Origin of the sequence: Streptomyces sp. NPDC008139 (assembly GCF_042957025.1) — a bacterium.
In the GTDB taxonomy this organism is placed as follows: Bacteria; Actinomycetota; Actinomycetes; order Streptomycetales; family Streptomycetaceae; genus Actinacidiphila.
In genome coordinates this window covers 635,871-652,532 of record NZ_JBIBHM010000001.1, presented here as the reverse complement: position 1 = coordinate 652,532, position 16,662 = coordinate 635,871, and the positions used below count along the sequence as shown (strand labels likewise).

The window sequence follows — 16,662 nt, the reverse complement described above, 5'->3', positions numbered from 1 at the left end:
CCTGCCGGGTCAACCGCGTTCGGCCCCGCCCGACCCGTGTTCAGCCCCTGCTCGGCACCTGTTCAGCCGCGGACGATGCCCTGCGCGCGGGCCGCCGCCAGCCAGTCGGGGAACTCCGCCATGAGCTGGTCGTACAGCACCGCGTCCGATATCGATCGCGGGTCCTTGCCCGCGGGGAAGAACCCCGCGTTGTCCACCACCCGTTTGGCGGGTACCGGCAGTTCGTCCAGCCGCCGCAGGAAGCGGAATTCGTCGTCCCCGAATCCCACGAACTGCCAGAAGATCGGCAGCTTCGCCGCCTTGCACAGCACCTCGATGGTCGCGCCCTTGTTGATCGGCCCGCCGTCGGTCTGGAACACCACGAACGCGGGCGCCGTCGCCCCCGACCGCTGATAGTGCTCGATGACCGCTTCCATGGCGGCCGCGTAATTGGTGCGACCCATGTGGCCGTATGCCTCATTGAGCTTGTTGATCCGCCCGCCGTACCGCGTCAGCGACACCTCGTCCACACCGTCGACCTCGGTGGAGAAGAACACGACGGGGACGATGCCGTCGTCGTCGAAATGCGCGGCCAGGCCGAGTGTCTGCTCGGCGAGATGCTGGACGGTGCCGTCGTTGTAGAACTCCCGCATGCTGCCCGAGCGGTCGAGCACCAGATAGACCGCGGCGCTTTCGCCCGACAGTCGGTGCTTGCCCAGGCTGACGGCCGCCTGCTTGTAGAGGCTGACCAGGCCGGGCGCGGTCTGCTCCACCTTCTGCATCGAAATCGCCATGGAATCCCCCCTATACCGTGTCTGACATGTCGTGTCGGCCCCGTGGCGCTGTCCCCTACAGCGCCAAGTGCCAGTCCTGCCCCACGAGTTCGCGGCCGAAGCTGTGATGCCGCTGCTCCGCGACGAGTTCGAATCCCGCGCGCTGATAGATCGTTCGGGCGCCGGCCAGTATGTCATTGGTCCACAGGACCAGATCGGTGTAGCCGGCGGAGCGGGCGAAGGCGATGCATTCGTCCACCAACAACTTGCCTATGCCGTGTCCACGGGCGGCAGGATCGACCAGCAGCAGCCGTAGCCGCGCGGTGTCCGGCTCCTTGTCGCGTACACAGAAGACGCAGCCCGCCCGCTGTCCGTCGAGTTCGGCGATCCACACCTCGTCGCGTTCCGGATCGCGATGGGCGGCGAAGTCCGCGACGATCTGGGCGACCAGCGCCTCGTACTCCTCGTTCCACCCGAACTCCGTCGCGTAGACCTCCGCGTTGCGCTCGATGGACCACCCCAGATCGCCGGGGCGCGCGCCGCGCAGCACGACCCGCGACCCGGACGGCTCGCCGCCGGTGGCCGGGGCGGGGCCGTCGCCACCGCTGTTGCCGCTGACGGTGTTGTCGCGCAGTATTTCCCGAACCGTCCGCATCGCCTCGGACAGCCGCGGCCGGTCCTGCGGACGTATGCGGTCCACCAGCGAGCCGACGGCTTCCTCCGACCGCTCCTCCAGCAACGACGCGGCCTGCCTCCCGTGCGTGGTCAGCTCTATCCGCTGCCGCCTGGCGTCCTGTTCTGACGGGCCGCGGGTGACCAGTTGCCGCTCCTCGAATTTGGCCAGCATCCGGCTGAGATGGCCCGCGTCCAGCGACAACTCCACCCGCAGGTCGGCCGCGTCGGTCCGCGGGGCGTGCGCCAGCTCGTACAGCACGCGCGCTTCGGTGAGGGTGAACGGTGTGTGCAGGTGACGGCTGTAGTCGAGCGCGCCGATCAGGTTGGTGTAGAAGCGGTTGAACTCGCGGATCTCCCGGACGGCCATGATCAATCCCCTATTTCCTTTGCCTGAGTCAAAGGTAGGCGGATGCGGTGCCGGGCGGAAGACCCCTCCGAAACCTGTGGATAACTTCAGTCGGACCGGCCAGACGGCGGCGCGGTCGACCCGCGGACCATGAGTTCCGTACGGATCGTGGCGACCCCGCCCGGCGGCGGGGACAGCCGCCCCATCACCAACCGCCCGGCTCGCGCGCCCGCCTCCTGCAAGGGAATGCGGACCGTCGTCAGGGCCGGGGAGACATCGGCGCTGAACGGAAGATCGTCGAATCCGGCGACCGACACGTCACCGGGAATGCTCAGTCCCTGGTCCCGCAGCGCCGCGCACACGCCGAGCGCGACCGTGTCGTTCGCGGCCACGATCGCGGTCAGACCCTTGTCCCGCCGCAGCAGTTCCAGTGCGGCGTCGTAGCCCGACGCCCGGTCGTACGTCCCGTGCACCGTCAGCCGCTCCGCGTACGCCTCCGGATCCGAGGTGATCCGGTTGCCGCTCGCGGCCAGGGCCGCTCGGTGGCCCTCCAGTCGGTGCCGGGAGGTGCTGCGCTCGACCGGCCCCGTCACATAACCGATTCTGCGGTGGCCGAGGGACAGCAGGTGCTCGGTCAGTCGCCGCGCGCCGCCGCGGTTGTCGAAGGCGACGGTGGCCGCGACGAGCCCGCTGTCCGGCAGGGTCAGCGGGGGACGGCCGCACAGCACGACATTGGCGCCGGACGCGGCGAGCCGGGTGAGCCGTGCCGTGACCGCCGCCGTGTGCTCCTCGCTCTCCACGGCGCCCCCGGTGAGGACCACGCCCGCCGCGCGCTGGCGTTCGAGCAGCGTGAGATAGGTGAGTTCGGCCTCGGGGGATCCACCGGTGTTGCACACGACGGCGAGCTTGCCGCCGCCCGGCGCCGCGCCCGCGCTGATCTCGGCCTGGACGGCGCTCGCGATGAGCCCGAAGAAGGGGTCGGCGACATCGTTGACGAGGACGCCGACCAGGTCGGAGGTGGCGGCGGCGAGGGCCCGCGCCTGGCCGTTGACGACGTAGTCCAGTTCGGCGACGGCGCGCCTGACCCGCTCCCGAGTGCTTCCCGCGACCGGGTAGTTGCCGTTCAGAACACGGGATACGGTCGCCGACGACACTCCGGCGCGCGCCGCCACATCGGCCAGAGTCACTGCCATCTCGGTCCGGTCTTTCTGCAGGGGGCGGTGGGCGCGAGGGGCGCCGTGAGGTGCGCGTTCCCGCTCGCAGGGGCACATGATCTCACTTCGTGGACGCGAGGGGGAGCGGTGGCGCATGTGAGAGAAAGCGCTTACATCAGACACCAGGAGACTCTTGTCGAACGCAGGCCGTGGCGGCTAGCGTGAACCGGGAGAAAGCGCTTGCTATTTCATTGCCAGTGACCGTGGGCGCGTTCCCTGCACCCGGCAGCGACGAGAGGACTTGTCACGTGACACGCAGGACAGTGCGGATCGCCATGAACGGCGTCACCGGGCGGATGGGATACCGGCAGCACCTGGTCCGCTCCATCCTGAGCCTGCGTGAGCAGGGCGGACTCGACCTCGGCGACGGCACCACGCTGTGGCCCGAGCCGATCCTGCTGGGCCGGCGCGAGCACGCGCTGCGGGCCATGGCCGAGCGGCACGGCATCGAGCACTGGTCGACCGACCTCGACGCCGTCCTCGCCGAGCCCTCCGTCGACATCTACTTCGACTCGCAGGTGACCGCGGCCCGCGAGACCGCGCTGAAGGCGGCCATCGCCGCGGGCAAGCACATCTACTGCGAGAAGCCCACCGCCACCTCACTCGACGGAGCGCTGGACCTCGCCCGGCTCGCCACATCCGCGGGCGTCAAGCACGGTGTCGTGCAGGACAAGCTCTTCCTGCCGGGCCTGCTGAAGCTCAAGCGGCTCATCGACGGCGGTTTCTTCGGCCGGATCCTGTCCGTCCGCGGCGAATTCGGCTACTGGGTCTTCGAAGGCGACTGGCAGAGCGCCCAACGCCCCTCCTGGAACTACCGCTCGGAGGACGGCGGCGGCATCGTGGCCGACATGTTCCCGCACTGGGAGTACCTGCTGCACGAACTGTTCGGCCGGGTCCGTACCGTCCAGGCGCTGGCCACCACCCATATCCCGCAGCGTTGGGACGAGAAGGACAAGCCGTACGACGCCACCGCGGACGATGCCGCCTACGGTGTCTTCGAACTGGATGGCGGCGCCGTCGCACAGATCAACTCCTCCTGGGCGGTGCGCGTCAACCGCGACGAATTGGTGGAGTTCCAGGTCGACGGCACGCACGGCTCCGCGGTCGCCGGGCTGCGCAACTGCCGCGTGCAGCACCGGTCCGCCACGCCGAAGCCGGTGTGGAATCCGGACCTGCCCGCCACCGAGTCCTTCAGGGACCAGTGGCAGGAGGTCCCGGACAACGGCGACTTCGACAACGGATTCAAGGTCCAGTGGGAGCTGTTCCTGCGGCACGTCGCGCTCGACGAGCCCTGGCAGTGGGACCTGCTGGCCGGTGCCCGGGGCGTTCAGCTCGCCGAACTCGGCCTGGCCTCCTCCGCGCAGGGCCGCCGCTTCGAGGTTCCGGAGCTGGCCCTGTGAGCATCCTGCTGCCCGACGCGTCCGGTGAAACGCGCACCTATGTGCCGCGTTCGGAATCCGTCACCTATAGCGCGGATCTTCCGCTGCGCAGCCGTGTCGTGTACTCCGCCGCCCATGTCGTGGCCGACCCGCTGCGTACGGCGGCGGACGAGCCGGCGGCCGTCGACTGGGACGCCACTCTCGCCTTCCGTCGCCATCTGTGGTCGCACGGGCTGGGCGTGGCCGAGGCCATGGACACCGCGCAGCGCGGCATGGGGCTCGACTGGGCGGGCGCGGCGGAGCTGATCCGCAGGTCGGCGGCCGAGGCGCGCGCCGTCGGCGGCCGGATCGCCTGCGGTGTCGGCACCGACCAGCTCACCGGTCCCGCCGCCACACTGGACGAGGTCGTCGCCGCGTACGAGGAGCAGTTGGCGCTCGTCGAGGCGACCGGTTCGCAGGCCATCCTCATGGCGTCCCGCGCCCTCGTCGGGGTCGCGAAGGGCCCTGAGGACTATCTGGAGGTGTACGGGCGGCTGCTGCGTCAAGCCGGCGACCCGGTGATCCTGCACTGGCTCGGCCCGATGTTCGACCCGGCGCTCGCCGGGTACTGGGGCAGCGGCGACCTGGACGCGGCGACCGACATTTTCCTCGATGTCATCAAGGCCCACCCGGACAAGATCGACGGCGTGAAGATCTCGCTGCTCGACGCGCGGCGCGAGGTCGAACTGCGCCGCCGCCTGCCGCAGGGCGTGCACTGCTACACCGGCGACGACTTCAACTACCCCGAGCTGATCGAGGGCGACGAACAGGGCTTCAGCCACGCGCTGCTCGGCATCTTCGACCCGCTCGCGCCCCTGGCGTCGGCGGCCGTGAGCGCCCTCGACACCGGGAACGCCGCCGGTTTCCGCCGCGTCCTCGACCCCACCGTCGAGTTGTCCCGGCACCTGTTCCAGACACCGACACGCTTCTACAAGACCGGTGTCGTCCTGCTCGCCTGGCTGGCCGGGCACCAGTCGCACTTCAGCATGGTCGGCGGTCTCCAGTCGGCCCGTTCCCTGCCGCATCTCGCCCGCGCCTACGAACTGGCCGACCGGATCGGCCTGTTCCCCGACCCCGGACTCGCCGAGGCACGGATGCGCTGCCTGCTCGCCGTATACGGAGTGGACGCATGACCGTACCGACGTCGCCCGACCCCGCGTCCTCCGCATCCGCCTCTCACGACGACGTGTACGGCGACGTGACCGGCGACCTCTCGCGGCTGAGCATCAACCAGGAGACCGTCAAGCAGTGGTCGCTGCCCGAGCTGGCCAAGGGCTGTGTGGCGGCCGGGATCGGCTCGGTGGGGCTGTGGCGGGCACCGGTGCGGGAGTACGGCGTCGAGCGTGCCACGGACCTGATGCGGGACAGCGGGCTCACCGTGACGTCGCTGTGCCGCGGCGGATTCTTCACCGCGACCGACGCGGCGGAGCGCGTGACCGCGCTGGACGACAACCGCGCGGCGATCGACGAGGCGGCGACGCTGGGAACGGCCACCTTGGTACTGGTCTCCGGCGGCCTGCCCGCGGGCGACCGCGACATCGTCGCCGCCAGGGAGCGGGTCGCCGACGCGATCGGCGAGCTGGCGCCCTACGCTGCGGAGCGCGGGGTACGGCTCGCGATCGAGCCCCTGCACCCGATGTACGCCTCCGACCGGTGTGTGGTCTCCACGCTCGGCCAGGCACTGGACATCGCCGAGCACTTCCCCGCGGACCAGGTGGGTGTCGTGGTCGACACCTATCACCTGTGGTGGGACGACCTGGCGCCCGCGCAGATCGTCCGGGCCGGAGCGGGCGGCAGGATCGCCTCCTTCCAGGTCGCCGACTGGGTGACGCCGCTGCCGGAGGGGGTGCTGCTGGGGCGGGGACAGCTCGGTGACGGCTGCGTTGACCTGCGGGGACTGCGTGAGCAGGTGGACGCGACGGGCTTTCGCGGACCGGTCGAGGTGGAGATCTTCAACCCCGCTCTGTGGGCCAGGGACGGCACTGAACTGGTCGCCGAAATCGCCGATCGGTACCTCCGGCACGTTCTCTGAAAAAAACTTGAGAGATTACGCATCCGTCGTACAACCCTTCCGGGGGGTCGGTGGTCTTACTGGGCATCAAGGCTCCTGGGAGGGGTTTCACGGAGCCAAGAGGGAAATGCGCCCGAGGGGGGCTTCGGGGGTAGTAGGGGGGAAAACGAAAGAGGTCCGGCCTTGTGCCGGACCTCTTTCGTATCTCTGTGCGGACGCTGTGACCGCCGGGGCGGCTCGCCGCGTCGCTTCACTTCGCCCGGCGGGCCCGCTGCGCCAGCACCGTCGCCACCACGGGAATGAGCATCTCCAGCGCCCCCGTGACGGCCGTCACTGGAAGGCCCGTCCGCTTCGACACCGCGCGGGCCGTCGGGGCGGTCGCCTTGCGCAGCACCGTGGTGAGCAGGCCGCCGCCCACGCCCGTGCCGAGCCCCGCGAAACCGGCGACCTCGGTGAGCGGCTCCGGCTCCGAGGCGGCCTGCTCCAGCGCCTGGCTCAACTCCGCGGTCCCGCCCGGTGTCACCGCCTCGTCCGTGACCACACCGGTCAGCGAACCGACCGAGGCGCCCACGACCTGCCGAGCCGCGTCCGTGTCCGTGCCGAGCCGCTCGGCCATCTCCTGAAGCCGCTCGTCACCCAGCTCGGTCAGCACTTCGTCCTGCAGCGGTCGGTCGCTCATGTGCCGCACGCTACGCGGGCGCGCGAGCGGCGGCCCCCGGACTTCGGCCGAACGCGTGAAGGGCCGCCGCCGGGTGGCCCGAGCGGCGTTGTCCACAGGGGGATTTGCTGCCGGAGAGTTATCCACAGGGCGGGAGCGGGGTGTCCGAGCCAACCGGTACCTTCGGAACAGATCACCAACGGGAGGGCCGGGAAGGGAGGCCGGGCATGGGCGAGTCGGGGCTGGCCGTGCTGGACGGCGTCCTGGAACGGATCACGTACGCCAACGAGGACACCGGGTACACGGTCGCGCGGGTGGACACCGGCCGTGGCTCGGGGGATCTGCTGACGGTCGTCGGCGCGCTGCTGGGGGCGCAGCCGGGGGAGTCGCTGCGGATGCACGGCCGCTGGGGCTCGCATCCGCAGTACGGCAAGCAGTTCAGTGTCGAGAATTACACGACGGTGCTGCCGGCCACGATCCAGGGAATACGCCGCTACCTGGGATCGGGGTTGATCAAGGGCATCGGGCCGAGGATCGCGGAGCGGATCGTCGACCACTTCGGCACCGGCACGCTGGAGATCATCGAGGGCGAGCCGAAGCGGCTGATCGAGGTGCCGGGGCTTGGCCCCAAGCGCACCAAGCTGATCGCCGCCGCGTGGGAGGAGCAGAAGGCGATCAAGGAGGTGATGGTCTTCCTCCAGGGAGTGGGGGTGTCCACTTCCATCGCCGTGCGGATTTACAAGGGCTACGGGGACGCGTCGATCTCCGTGGTGAAGAACCAGCCGTACCGGCTGGCCGCCGAGGTCTGGGGGATCGGCTTCCTGACCGCGGACCGGATCGCGCAGGCGGTCGGGATACCCCACGACAGCCCGGAGCGGGTCAAGGCCGGATTGCAGTACGCCCTGTCGCAGGCCACTGACGGCGGCAACTGCTACCTGCCCCAGGAACGGCTGATCGCGGACTCGGTGAAGCTGCTCCAGGTCGACACGGGGTTGGTGATCGACTGCCTGGGCGAGCTGGCCGAGGAGGAGGGCGTGGTCCGGGAGAGCGTGCCCTCGCCGGACGGGCACGAGGAACAGGTGAAGGCCGTCTATCTGGTCCCCTTCCACCGGGCCGAGATATCGCTCGCCGCCCAGTTGCTACGGCTGCTGCGCGCGCCGGAGGACCGGCTGCCCGCCTTCCGGGACGTGGAGTGGGACAAGGCGCTGGCCTGGCTGGCGACCAGGACGGGGGCCGATCTCGCACCGGAACAGCAGGAGGCGGTGCGGCTGGCGCTGACCGAGAAGGTCGCCGTGCTCACCGGCGGCCCCGGCTGCGGCAAGTCGTTCACCGTCCGCTCGGTGGTGGAGTTGGCGCGCGCGAAGAAGGCCAAGGTGGTGCTGGCCGCCCCGACCGGCCGCGCCGCCAAGCGGCTGGCCGAGCTGACCGGCGCCGAGGCCTCGACCGTGCACCGGCTTCTGGAGCTGAAGCCGGGCGGCGACGCGGCGTACGACAAGGACCGGCCGCTGGACGCGGATCTGGTGGTGGTCGACGAGGCGTCGATGCTGGACCTGCTGCTGGCGAACAAGCTGGTGAAGGCGGTGCCGCCGGGCGCGCACCTGCTGTTCGTCGGCGATGTGGACCAGTTGCCGAGCGTCGGCGCAGGTGAGGTGCTGCGTGACCTGCTCGCGGCGGACGGCCCCGTGCCCGCCGTGCGGCTCACGCGAATCTTCCGGCAGGCGCAGCAGTCTGGGGTGGTGACAAACGCGCACCGGATCAACTCCGGTGTCCCGCCGCTCACTCAGGGCCTGCCCGACTTCTTCCTCTTCGCCGAGGAGGACTCGGAGGAGGTGGCCAGGCTGACCGTGGACGTGGTGGCCCGCCGCATCCCGGGCCGCTTCGGGCTCGACCCGCGCCGGGACGTCCAGGTGCTCGCGCCGATGCACCGGGGCCCCGCGGGCGCGGGCGTGCTCAACGGACTGCTCCAGCAGGCCGTCACCCCGGCGCGGCCCGACCTGCCCGAGCGCCGGTTCGGCGGCCGGACCTTCCGGGTCGGCGACAAGGTCACGCAGATCAGGAACAACTACGACAAGGGCGTGAACGGCGTCTTCAACGGCACGGTCGGCGTGGTCACCGGGCTGGACACCGTCGAGCAGCGCCTCACCGTGCACACCGACGAGGACGAGGAGATCCCGTACGACTTCGACGAGCTGGACGAGCTGGCCCACGCGTACGCGGTGACGATCCACCGCTCGCAGGGCAGCGAGTACCCGGCGGTGGTGATCCCTGTCACCACCAGTGCCTGGATGATGCTGCAGCGCAATCTGCTCTACACCGCTGTGACCAGGGCGAAGCGGCTCGTCGTGCTGGTCGGATCGCGTCGCGCCATCGGTCAGGCGGTGCGGACGGTGTCGGCGGGAAAGCGCTTCACGGCTCTCGACCACCGGCTGTCCAGGGGCGCAAAATAGGCACTGAGTGCCACCTTTCGGCCCGATGGCCGACCCCGAGTGCACACGCCAGTGCCAAATGGGGGACAGTGGACCTCGTCAGGGCACCTCGAAGAAGAGGCAACACCGTCGGTGAGGGAATGACGTGAGCGACAAGTCTGTAGTACTGCGGTATGGGGACGGCGAGTACAGCTACCCGGTGGTTGACAGCACCGTCGGTGACAACGGCTTCGACATCGGCAAGCTGCGCGCCGACACCGGGCTGGTCACCCTGGACAGCGGTTACGGCAACACTGCGGCCTACAAGTCCGCGATCACCTTCCTCGATGGTGAGGAAGGCATCCTGCGCTACCGCGGTTACCCGATCGAGCAGCTCGCCGAGCGCGGAAGCTTCCTGGAGACCGCCTACCTGCTGATCAACGGCGAACTGCCGACGGTCGACGAGCTGGCGGAGTTCAAGGGTGAGATCACCCAGCACACCCTTTTGCACGAGGACGTCAAACGGTTCTACGACGGCTTCCCCCGTGACGCCCACCCGATGGCGATGCTGTCGTCCGTGGTGAGCGCGCTGTCGACCTTCTACCAGGACAGCCACAACCCGTTCGATCCCGAGCAGCGCCACCTCTCCACGATCCGGCTGCTCGCCAAGCTGCCGACCATCGCGGCGTACGCGTACAAGAAGTCCGTCGGTCAGCCGGTGGTCTACCCGCGCAACGACCTCGGCTATGTCGAGAACTTCCTGCGCATGACGTTCTCCGTGCCGGCCGAGGAGTACGAGCTCGACCCGGTCGTGGTCAGCGCCCTCGACAAGCTCTTCATCCTGCACGCCGACCACGAGCAGAACTGTTCGACGTCGACGGTCCGGCTGGTCGGCTCCTCGCAGGCGAACCAGTTCGCCTCGATCTCGGCCGGTATCAGCGCGCTGTGGGGCCCGCTGCACGGCGGCGCCAACCAGTCGGTGCTGGAGATGCTGGAGGGCATCCAGGCTGACGGCGGCGACGTGGACGCCTTCATCCGCAAGGTGAAGAACAAGGAAGACGGTGTGAAGCTCATGGGCTTCGGACATCGCGTCTACAAGAACTTCGACCCCCGGGCGAAGATCATCAAGTCGGCGGCGCACGACGTCCTGTCGGCGCTCGGCAAGTCCGACGAGCTGTTGGACATCGCGCTCAAGCTCGAAGAGCACGCGCTCGGCGACGACTACTTCGTCTCGCGCAAGCTGTACCCGAACGTGGACTTCTACACCGGCCTGATCTACCGGGCCATGGGCTTCCCGACCAGCATGTTCACCGTGCTGTTCGCCATCGGGCGGCTGCCCGGCTGGATCGCCCAGTGGCACGAGATGATCAAGGAGCCCGGCTCCCGCATCGGCCGTCCGCGGCAGATCTACACGGGCGTCGAGATCCGCGACTACGTGCCCGTCGAGGGCCGCTGAACCACGGGCTGAGCCTGGCCGCACCACGCATGAAGAAGCGCCCCGCGCTGGATCCCCCCACGGGTCCGGCACGGGGCGCTCCCGTTCCCGGAACGGATCCCCCCACGGGTCCGACCGGGCGTCTTTCGGCGGCTGCGCCGTGCCGGGACGACTGCGGCCCGGGAGGGCCGCTCAAAGCTCCCCGGACATCGCCCCGGCGACGCATTCCCGGGCCGTCCCCCAAGACAGCCCGTTCCGCAGCCCCCCACCGGCTCCGCCGGGAGCGCGGTGCTCAAGACATAAGACCCACGAACCACCGTAATGGTTACGTTCCAAGCCCTGTGATCTACGTCTCTTCGAATGGGGGCGTTTTCGCAGGCTACCCCGCTCGCGGGCGGTATGGGGCGATCCCGTAGCGTGCTGTCTCCTCATGAGGGGCGGAGTACATGGCACAGAACGGGACAGCGGGCCGCAGCGTCGTCGTGACCGGCGGGGGTACGGGCATCGGTCGGGCGATCTCGATCCGCTTCGCCGAGGAGGGCCACCACGTCACGATCGTCGGCCGTCGCCGTGAGGTCCTGCACGCCACCGCGGAGGAGCTTCGCCGGGAGCGCGGGCTGGACGTCACCCCGGTCGCCTGCGACCTGGCCGACCCCGACGATGTCGAGGCGGCGCTCCGGCACCTGCCCGAGCAGGTCGACGTCCTGGTGAACAACGCGGGCAGCCGGGAGCTGGCGATCGGCGCGGGCCCGCACGGTGTGCTCGCCCGCTGGCGCGGCGACTTCGAGCGCAATGTGCTGACCGCGGTGCTGCTGACCGAATCGCTGCGGGACCGCTTCACCGACAGCGGCCGGGTGGTCACGGTCACCTCGGTGGCCGCGCTGCGCGGCGGCGGCTCCTACGGGGCCTCCAAGGCCGCCCTGCACGCCTGGAACCACTCGCTGGCCGCCCAGCTCGGCCCGCAGGGCGTCACGTGCAACATCGTGGCGCCCGGCACCGTGGCGGGCACCGAATTCTTCGGCTCGCGGCTCAACGACGCCGAGCTGACCCGGCGGGCCGGGCGCACGCTCGTGGGCCGGGTCGGCCATCCCGCCGATGTGGCGGCGGCCGTGCTTTTCCTCGCGTCCCCCGAGGCCGGCTTCATCACCGGCGAGATCCTTCAGTGCAACGGCGGCGAACTGCTCGGCCGGTGACCCGGTGACCCGGTGACCGGGTGGTCCCTGTGCTCCGGAGGTCCGGTGCTTCGGGGCATTCCGCGTTCCGTGACAGGCGCGCCCGTACTCCCTGAGGAGTAGCCCGACTGGACCCTCAGGATGAATTCTCCCGGGAGCCCCCGAGGAATCCCCTGATCCACGGGAAACCCCCTTGCCCCGTCCCACCGGCCGCTGTCAGTTTTGAAGCCCGGGGGCGGGAAGAGGGGCGGTGGAATGGACGTTGCACTGAACGTGTCGTCACTGGACTTCACCTCGGGTCTCGCTGAGTACCTGCGAGGTGGACACGTCTTCTGGGCATACGCGGTACTGGCCCTCACCACGGCCCCGCCGCTCGTGCCCAACGCCGTGCTGCTCGTGACCGGCGGAGTGATGGCGGCCGAGGGGCGGCTGGACCTCGCCCTCGTGCTGCTGGTGGTGGCGGGCAGCGCGGTCCTCGGCGACATGCTGATCCACCGCACCGGCCGGGCGCTCAGCGGCCGGGTGCTGGCCCGCATGGAGCGCAACGAGCGCCGGGCGGCGCTGCTCAGATGGGCCGCCCTGCGGATACAGCGGCATGGTGTGCCCTTTGTGATCGGTGTGCGCTTTCTGCCCAGCGGCCGAGTGATAGGCGGTCTCGCGGCGGGCGTCGTGCGCTATCCCGCCCGGCGTTACGCGGTGGGCGCGGGCGTCGCGGAGGCCGTCTGGGCCAGCTATTCCGTCGGAGCCGGTTATTTCAGCGGAAAAGCCGCTTCCAACTCCTTCTTCGCCCTCTCCTTGGGGCTCGGTATATCGATGCTCGTCGCCGGTATCGGCACGCTGGTGCAGTGGATCTCGCGGGCGCGTGAGCGCCGTGATCCGCGCCTGGTGGGGGAGCGCGAGGCGAGCCGGCCTCCCTCGATGGTGGTACGGGCGTCCTTCGCGGGTGACGCGGCGGCCATACCGGGACCCTCCGGCGGTGGTGGTACGGGGTCGGCCGGTGGCCTGCCCGCGGGACCAGGGGCAGCGGCCACCACCACATCTGCATCCGTCACAGGCGCCACTGTCGCGCGCACAAGTCCGCCACCGGGCAGGGACCGGGGCGGATTTCCCTGTTTCTCGGCCGGCCGCGGCAAGTAACCGTCGGCGGCGTCCCCGGACCCGGAGTCAGCGCGCGGCGGTATCCGTGCTGTTTTCGGGGCTCTTGCCCAGGGCGGCGCCCTTGTCCGGGGCGGCGGCCGTGCCCTGACCGGTGACCGCGCCGGTGCCCAGGTAGGGCGCCAGATAGCGGTAGAGCATCCCCTTCATCTCCCGCGCGTACGCGTCCCGTTCCTCGCCCTCGTGCTGGACGACGAGGTCGAGTCCTGCCTTGAACATCGCGAAGGACATCTGCGCCACAAGCGTGCGTTCCGCTGTGGACAGCGTCGGCTGACGGACGCCGAGCAGTTCGGTGAGGCGCGCGAGCAGTGACGCGTGCAGCTCGTCGTGGCCCTCGGCGACCTTGCCGGGAGTGTCCGGGCCCTTGATCAGGGCGAGGAAGGCCGGGTTGGCGCAGTTGAACTCGATGAAGGGACCGGCGACGGCGTCGATCATCTCGTCCAGCGGCAGCAGGGCGTTCTCGACGGTGAAGACCCGGCCGTGGGTGGCTTCCATCTCCTTGGTGAGCTGGCTGCCCAACTCGACGGCGATGGCCTCCTTGTTCGGGAAGAACTGGTAGAGCGTGCCCGGCGACACTCCTGCCTCGCGGGCGATCGCGTTGGTGCTGGACGCCGTGTAGCCCAGCGCGCAGAACACGCTGGCGGCGGCCTGGAGGAGCTGTGTGACACGCCGCTCGCCGCGGGCCTGCCGACGGCGCGGCTGCCGCTCTTCCGCCTCGGACACGGTGACTCCCCAGGGGTATTGACAAATGCGAGCGGTCACTCGCATTCTTGAAACGCGAGCGACAGTTCGCATTTGCGATTCTACGTCGCACTACGGGGAGAGGACACCTTTTGTCATGGCTGATGTCAACCACGACTCCGAGGTCGGGGGCTGGACGCGGGCCGTCACGGCCCGGCCCAGGCTGACGCTGCTGCTCGCCCTCCTCTTCACCGCGCTCGCGGTCGTCGCCGGGCGAGGCGTGGCCGACCGGCTGGCGAGCGGCGGCTGGGAAGCGCCCGACTCCGAGTCCTCGTACGCGACCGCGGCGCTCGCTGACCACTTCCCCGCCTCCCAACCCAATCTGGTCCTGCTGGTCGACGCCAAGGGCGCGGGAGTCGACAGCCCCGCCGTGGCTGCGAAGGGGCAGGAGCTGGCCCGCAAGCTCGCCGCCGATCCGGCGGTCACCGGCGTCACCTCCTACTGGGGCACCCACGCGCCGGTGCTGCGCGCCAAGGTCGACGGCTCGGCGATGATCACCGCCCGCCTCAAGGGCGACGACGACGCGGTGGCCGCCGCCGTCAAACGGATCGCCCCCGCCTACCGCGGGGAGCACGGACCGGTCGACGTGAGCGTCGGCGGCTCGGCCGCCGTCCGGCACGAGTTGCAGAGCACCATCCAGGACGACCTGGTCAAGGCCGAGATGATCGCCCTGCCCGTCACCCTGATACTGCTCGTCATGGTCTTCGGCAGTGCTATCGCCGCACTGCTGCCACTGGGCGTCGGCATCATCGCGATCCTCGGCACCAACGCGGTGCTGCGCGCCATCACCTCGTTCACCGACGTCTCGGTCTTCGCACAGAATCTCACCACCGCGCTCGGCCTCGGCCTCGCGATCGACTACGCCCTGTTCATCGTCCGCAGATTCCGCGAGGAGCTGGCGACCGGACTCACCTCGCGCGCGGCGGTCGGCGTGACCCTGCGCACCGCGGGCCGCACCGTCCTCTTCTCGGCCCTGACCGTCGCCGCCTCGCTCGCCGCGATGCTCGTCTTCCCGCAGTACTTCCTGCGGTCCTTCGCCTACGCGGGGATCGCCGTGGTGCTGCTGGCCGCCGCCGCGGCGTTGATCGCGCTGCCCGCCTGCCTGGTCCTGCTCGGAGACCGGGTCAACGCGCTGGATCTGCGCAAGGCGCTGCGCCGCAGGCCCGCGAGCGACCCCGGCGCGGGATACGCCGCCTTCGCCCGGCTGGTGATGCGCAGGGCGCCGCTCTTCGCGATCGGCGCGGTCGCGGGCCTGCTGCTGCTCGGACTGCCCTTCCTCCAAGTGCGCTTCGGCGCCGCGGACGACCGGCAGTTGCCTTCGGCCGCCGAGTCCCATGTGGTGCAGCAGCACATCCGCCAGGAGTTCCCCGGCAGTCCCGACGGCGCCATCACCGTGCTGGCCGAAGGCGCCGACCGGTCCCAACTGGCCGGATACGAGAAGCGGGTGGCCGCCCTGCCCGGCGTGGTCCGGGTCGAGGGGCCGGTCGTCGCCCAGGACTCAGGCGCCGCCTATATGACGGTGCTGTCCACGAGCGAGGCGGTGGACGCCGGCGCCCAGCACCTGGTCGGCGCGATCCGCGCCGTGCCCACGGACTTCAAGGCCTCGGTGACCGGCCAGGCCGCCGTCCTGGTGGACACCAAGGACACCATCGGCCAACGGCTGCCATGGGCGGCCGGGATCATCGCCCTGGTCACCTTGCTGCTGGTCTTCCTGCTCACCGGCAGCGTGATCATCCCGCTCCAGGCGGTGCTGCTCAACGCGCTGAGTCTCACCGCGATGTTCGGCGCGGTGGTGTGGGTCTTCCAGGACGGCCATCTGTCCGGACTGCTGGGCTTCACGGCCACCGGCAGCATCGAGACGACCCTGCCGGTGCTGATGTTCTGCGTGGCCTTCGGACTCTCCATGGACTACGGGGTGTTCCTGCTCTCGCGGATCAAGGAGGAGTACGACCGGGGCGGCGACCACCAGGCCTCCATCGAGTTCGGGCTCAAGCGGACCGGCGGACTGATCACGGCGGCGGCGGTGATCCTGGCCGTGGTGATGGTCGCGATCGGCACCTCGCGGGTGGCCAACACCAAGATGCTGGGGCTCGGCATCGCGCTCGCGGTGCTCATGGACGCGATGGTGGTGCGCACCCTGCTGGTCCCCGCGGTGATGCGGCTGACCGGGCGGGCCACATGGTGGGCGCCGCCGATGCTGCGCCGCTTCCACGACCGGTTCGGCATATCGGAGGGCGGCGGCCAGGCGGCGCCGGAGGGCACGAAGGCCCCGCACTCCTCGCAGGAGGGGCGGGACCCCGAGCCGGCCACGCGGAACTGAGGCTCAGTCCGGATCCCGGCGGCCGCGGTTTCCCGGCCGCCGGGCACTCCAGGCCCTGACGGTATCGGCGTACCAGAAGGGCTTGCCGCCCTCGACGACATCGGGCGGCGGGAGATGTCCGTGCTTCCGGTAGGAGCGGACAGTGTCGACCTGTACGCGGATGTGCGCGGCGATCTCGGCGTACGACCACAGGGTCCGGTCGGTCATCCCAGGTACCTCCGTACGGCGGGGCTGCTGTTGATCAGCACCTTCGTCTGGCCAACGACAGGTGAGCGTCACCGCATGGGCTTGTTGATCTTCTGTGACACGGAACCCGCGTAACGGTGACAAACGTGGCGAACGGGTAACGACCGCGCAGGT

General features: G+C 69.9%; 14 protein-coding genes. 8 read left to right on the top strand and 6 right to left on the bottom strand.

The window, feature by feature from the left end; genetic code table 11:
* Nucleotides 1-62: 62 nt before the first annotated feature.
* From ACFZBB_RS02760 to ACFZBB_RS02750, 3 genes are all read right to left on the bottom strand, one after another.
* Nucleotides 63-773 (bottom strand): VWA domain-containing protein, encoded by a 711-nt coding sequence (locus ACFZBB_RS02760; RefSeq protein WP_391117064.1) that lies wholly within the window; start codon nucleotides 771-773, stop codon nucleotides 63-65.
* A gap of 55 nt (nucleotides 774-828) precedes the next feature.
* Entirely contained in the window at nucleotides 829-1,794 is a 966-nt protein-coding gene (locus tag ACFZBB_RS02755) for a GNAT family N-acetyltransferase (RefSeq protein WP_391117062.1), read from the bottom strand.
* 86 nt (nucleotides 1,795-1,880) lie between these two features.
* On the bottom strand, nucleotides 1,881-2,966 hold the full coding sequence (locus tag ACFZBB_RS02750) for a substrate-binding domain-containing protein (RefSeq protein WP_391117060.1): 1,086 nt from the start codon (nucleotides 2,964-2,966) through the stop codon (nucleotides 1,881-1,883).
* Between the two features lie 269 nt (nucleotides 2,967-3,235).
* Between ACFZBB_RS02750 and ACFZBB_RS02745 the strand changes: the two genes are divergently transcribed.
* The 3 genes from ACFZBB_RS02745 (at nucleotide 3,236) to ACFZBB_RS02735 (ending at nucleotide 6,437) form a co-directional block, all read left to right on the top strand.
* Complete coding sequence (locus tag ACFZBB_RS02745) at nucleotides 3,236-4,387, top strand: Gfo/Idh/MocA family oxidoreductase (RefSeq protein ID WP_391117058.1); 1,152 nt, start codon at nucleotides 3,236-3,238, stop codon at nucleotides 4,385-4,387.
* Entirely contained in the window at nucleotides 4,384-5,538 is a 1,155-nt protein-coding gene (locus ACFZBB_RS02740; RefSeq protein WP_391117056.1) for a DUF993 family protein, read from the top strand. Before ACFZBB_RS02745 ends, ACFZBB_RS02740 begins: the two co-directional genes overlap by 4 nt.
* Nucleotides 5,539-5,603: 65 nt before the next feature.
* Nucleotides 5,604-6,437, top strand: coding sequence for a TIM barrel protein (locus ACFZBB_RS02735; protein WP_391117506.1), 834 nt, complete (start codon nucleotides 5,604-5,606; stop codon nucleotides 6,435-6,437).
* A gap of 229 nt (nucleotides 6,438-6,666) precedes the next feature.
* On the opposite strand, the gene ACFZBB_RS02730 is transcribed toward ACFZBB_RS02735, so the two are convergent.
* Nucleotides 6,667-7,095, bottom strand: coding sequence for a DUF937 domain-containing protein (locus tag ACFZBB_RS02730; RefSeq protein ID WP_391117054.1), 429 nt, complete (start codon nucleotides 7,093-7,095; stop codon nucleotides 6,667-6,669).
* A 206-nt stretch (nucleotides 7,096-7,301) separates the two neighbouring features.
* Between ACFZBB_RS02730 and ACFZBB_RS02725 the strand changes: the two genes are divergently transcribed.
* From ACFZBB_RS02725 to ACFZBB_RS02710, 4 genes are all read left to right on the top strand, one after another.
* Nucleotides 7,302-9,521, top strand: a complete 2,220-nt coding sequence (locus tag ACFZBB_RS02725; RefSeq protein ID WP_391117052.1) for an ATP-dependent RecD-like DNA helicase — start codon at nucleotides 7,302-7,304, stop codon at nucleotides 9,519-9,521.
* A gap of 124 nt (nucleotides 9,522-9,645) precedes the next feature.
* Nucleotides 9,646-10,935: a citrate synthase gene (locus tag ACFZBB_RS02720; protein ID WP_188280320.1), complete on the top strand. Its 1,290-nt coding sequence runs from the start codon at nucleotides 9,646-9,648 to the stop codon at nucleotides 10,933-10,935.
* 425 nt (nucleotides 10,936-11,360) lie between these two features.
* Nucleotides 11,361-12,107 (top strand): SDR family oxidoreductase, encoded by a 747-nt coding sequence (locus ACFZBB_RS02715; protein WP_355337035.1) that lies wholly within the window; start codon nucleotides 11,361-11,363, stop codon nucleotides 12,105-12,107.
* A gap of 234 nt (nucleotides 12,108-12,341) precedes the next feature.
* On the top strand, nucleotides 12,342-13,223 hold the full coding sequence (locus ACFZBB_RS02710) for a VTT domain-containing protein (RefSeq protein WP_391117049.1): 882 nt from the start codon (nucleotides 12,342-12,344) through the stop codon (nucleotides 13,221-13,223).
* A 27-nt stretch (nucleotides 13,224-13,250) separates the two neighbouring features.
* On the opposite strand, the gene ACFZBB_RS02705 is transcribed toward ACFZBB_RS02710, so the two are convergent.
* Complete coding sequence (locus tag ACFZBB_RS02705; protein WP_391117047.1) at nucleotides 13,251-13,964, bottom strand: TetR family transcriptional regulator; 714 nt, start codon at nucleotides 13,962-13,964, stop codon at nucleotides 13,251-13,253.
* A gap of 115 nt (nucleotides 13,965-14,079) precedes the next feature.
* On the opposite strand from ACFZBB_RS02705, the gene ACFZBB_RS02700 reads away from it, so the two are divergent.
* Nucleotides 14,080-16,302, top strand: coding sequence for an MMPL family transporter (locus ACFZBB_RS02700; RefSeq protein WP_391117045.1), 2,223 nt, complete (start codon nucleotides 14,080-14,082; stop codon nucleotides 16,300-16,302).
* 3 nt (nucleotides 16,303-16,305) lie between these two features.
* On the opposite strand, the gene ACFZBB_RS02695 is transcribed toward ACFZBB_RS02700, so the two are convergent.
* Nucleotides 16,306-16,509, bottom strand: a complete 204-nt coding sequence (locus tag ACFZBB_RS02695) for an AlpA family transcriptional regulator (RefSeq protein WP_188280324.1) — start codon at nucleotides 16,507-16,509, stop codon at nucleotides 16,306-16,308.
* Nucleotides 16,510-16,662: the final 153 nt, after the last annotated feature.

What these genes read in the sequence shown, in the direction of transcription:
- ACFZBB_RS02760 (WP_391117064.1), bottom strand. Translation starts at nt 773, where the DNA reads ATGGCGATTTCGATGCAGAAGGTGGAGCAGACCGCGCCCGGCCTGGTC.
- ACFZBB_RS02755 (WP_391117062.1), bottom strand. Translation starts at nt 1,794, where the DNA reads ATGGCCGTCCGGGAGATCCGCGAGTTCAACCGCTTCTACACCAACCTG.
- ACFZBB_RS02750 (WP_391117060.1), bottom strand. Translation starts at nt 2,966, where the DNA reads ATGGCAGTGACTCTGGCCGATGTGGCGGCGCGCGCCGGAGTGTCGTCG.
- ACFZBB_RS02730 (WP_391117054.1), bottom strand. Translation starts at nt 7,095, where the DNA reads ATGAGCGACCGACCGCTGCAGGACGAAGTGCTGACCGAGCTGGGTGAC.
- ACFZBB_RS02725 (WP_391117052.1), top strand. Translation starts at nt 7,302, where the DNA reads ATGGGCGAGTCGGGGCTGGCCGTGCTGGACGGCGTCCTGGAACGGATC.
- ACFZBB_RS02715 (WP_355337035.1), top strand. Translation starts at nt 11,361, where the DNA reads ATGGCACAGAACGGGACAGCGGGCCGCAGCGTCGTCGTGACCGGCGGG.
- ACFZBB_RS02710 (WP_391117049.1), top strand. Translation starts at nt 12,342, where the DNA reads ATGGACGTTGCACTGAACGTGTCGTCACTGGACTTCACCTCGGGTCTC.
- ACFZBB_RS02700 (WP_391117045.1), top strand. Translation starts at nt 14,080, where the DNA reads ATGGCTGATGTCAACCACGACTCCGAGGTCGGGGGCTGGACGCGGGCC.
- ACFZBB_RS02695 (WP_188280324.1), bottom strand. Translation starts at nt 16,509, where the DNA reads ATGACCGACCGGACCCTGTGGTCGTACGCCGAGATCGCCGCGCACATC.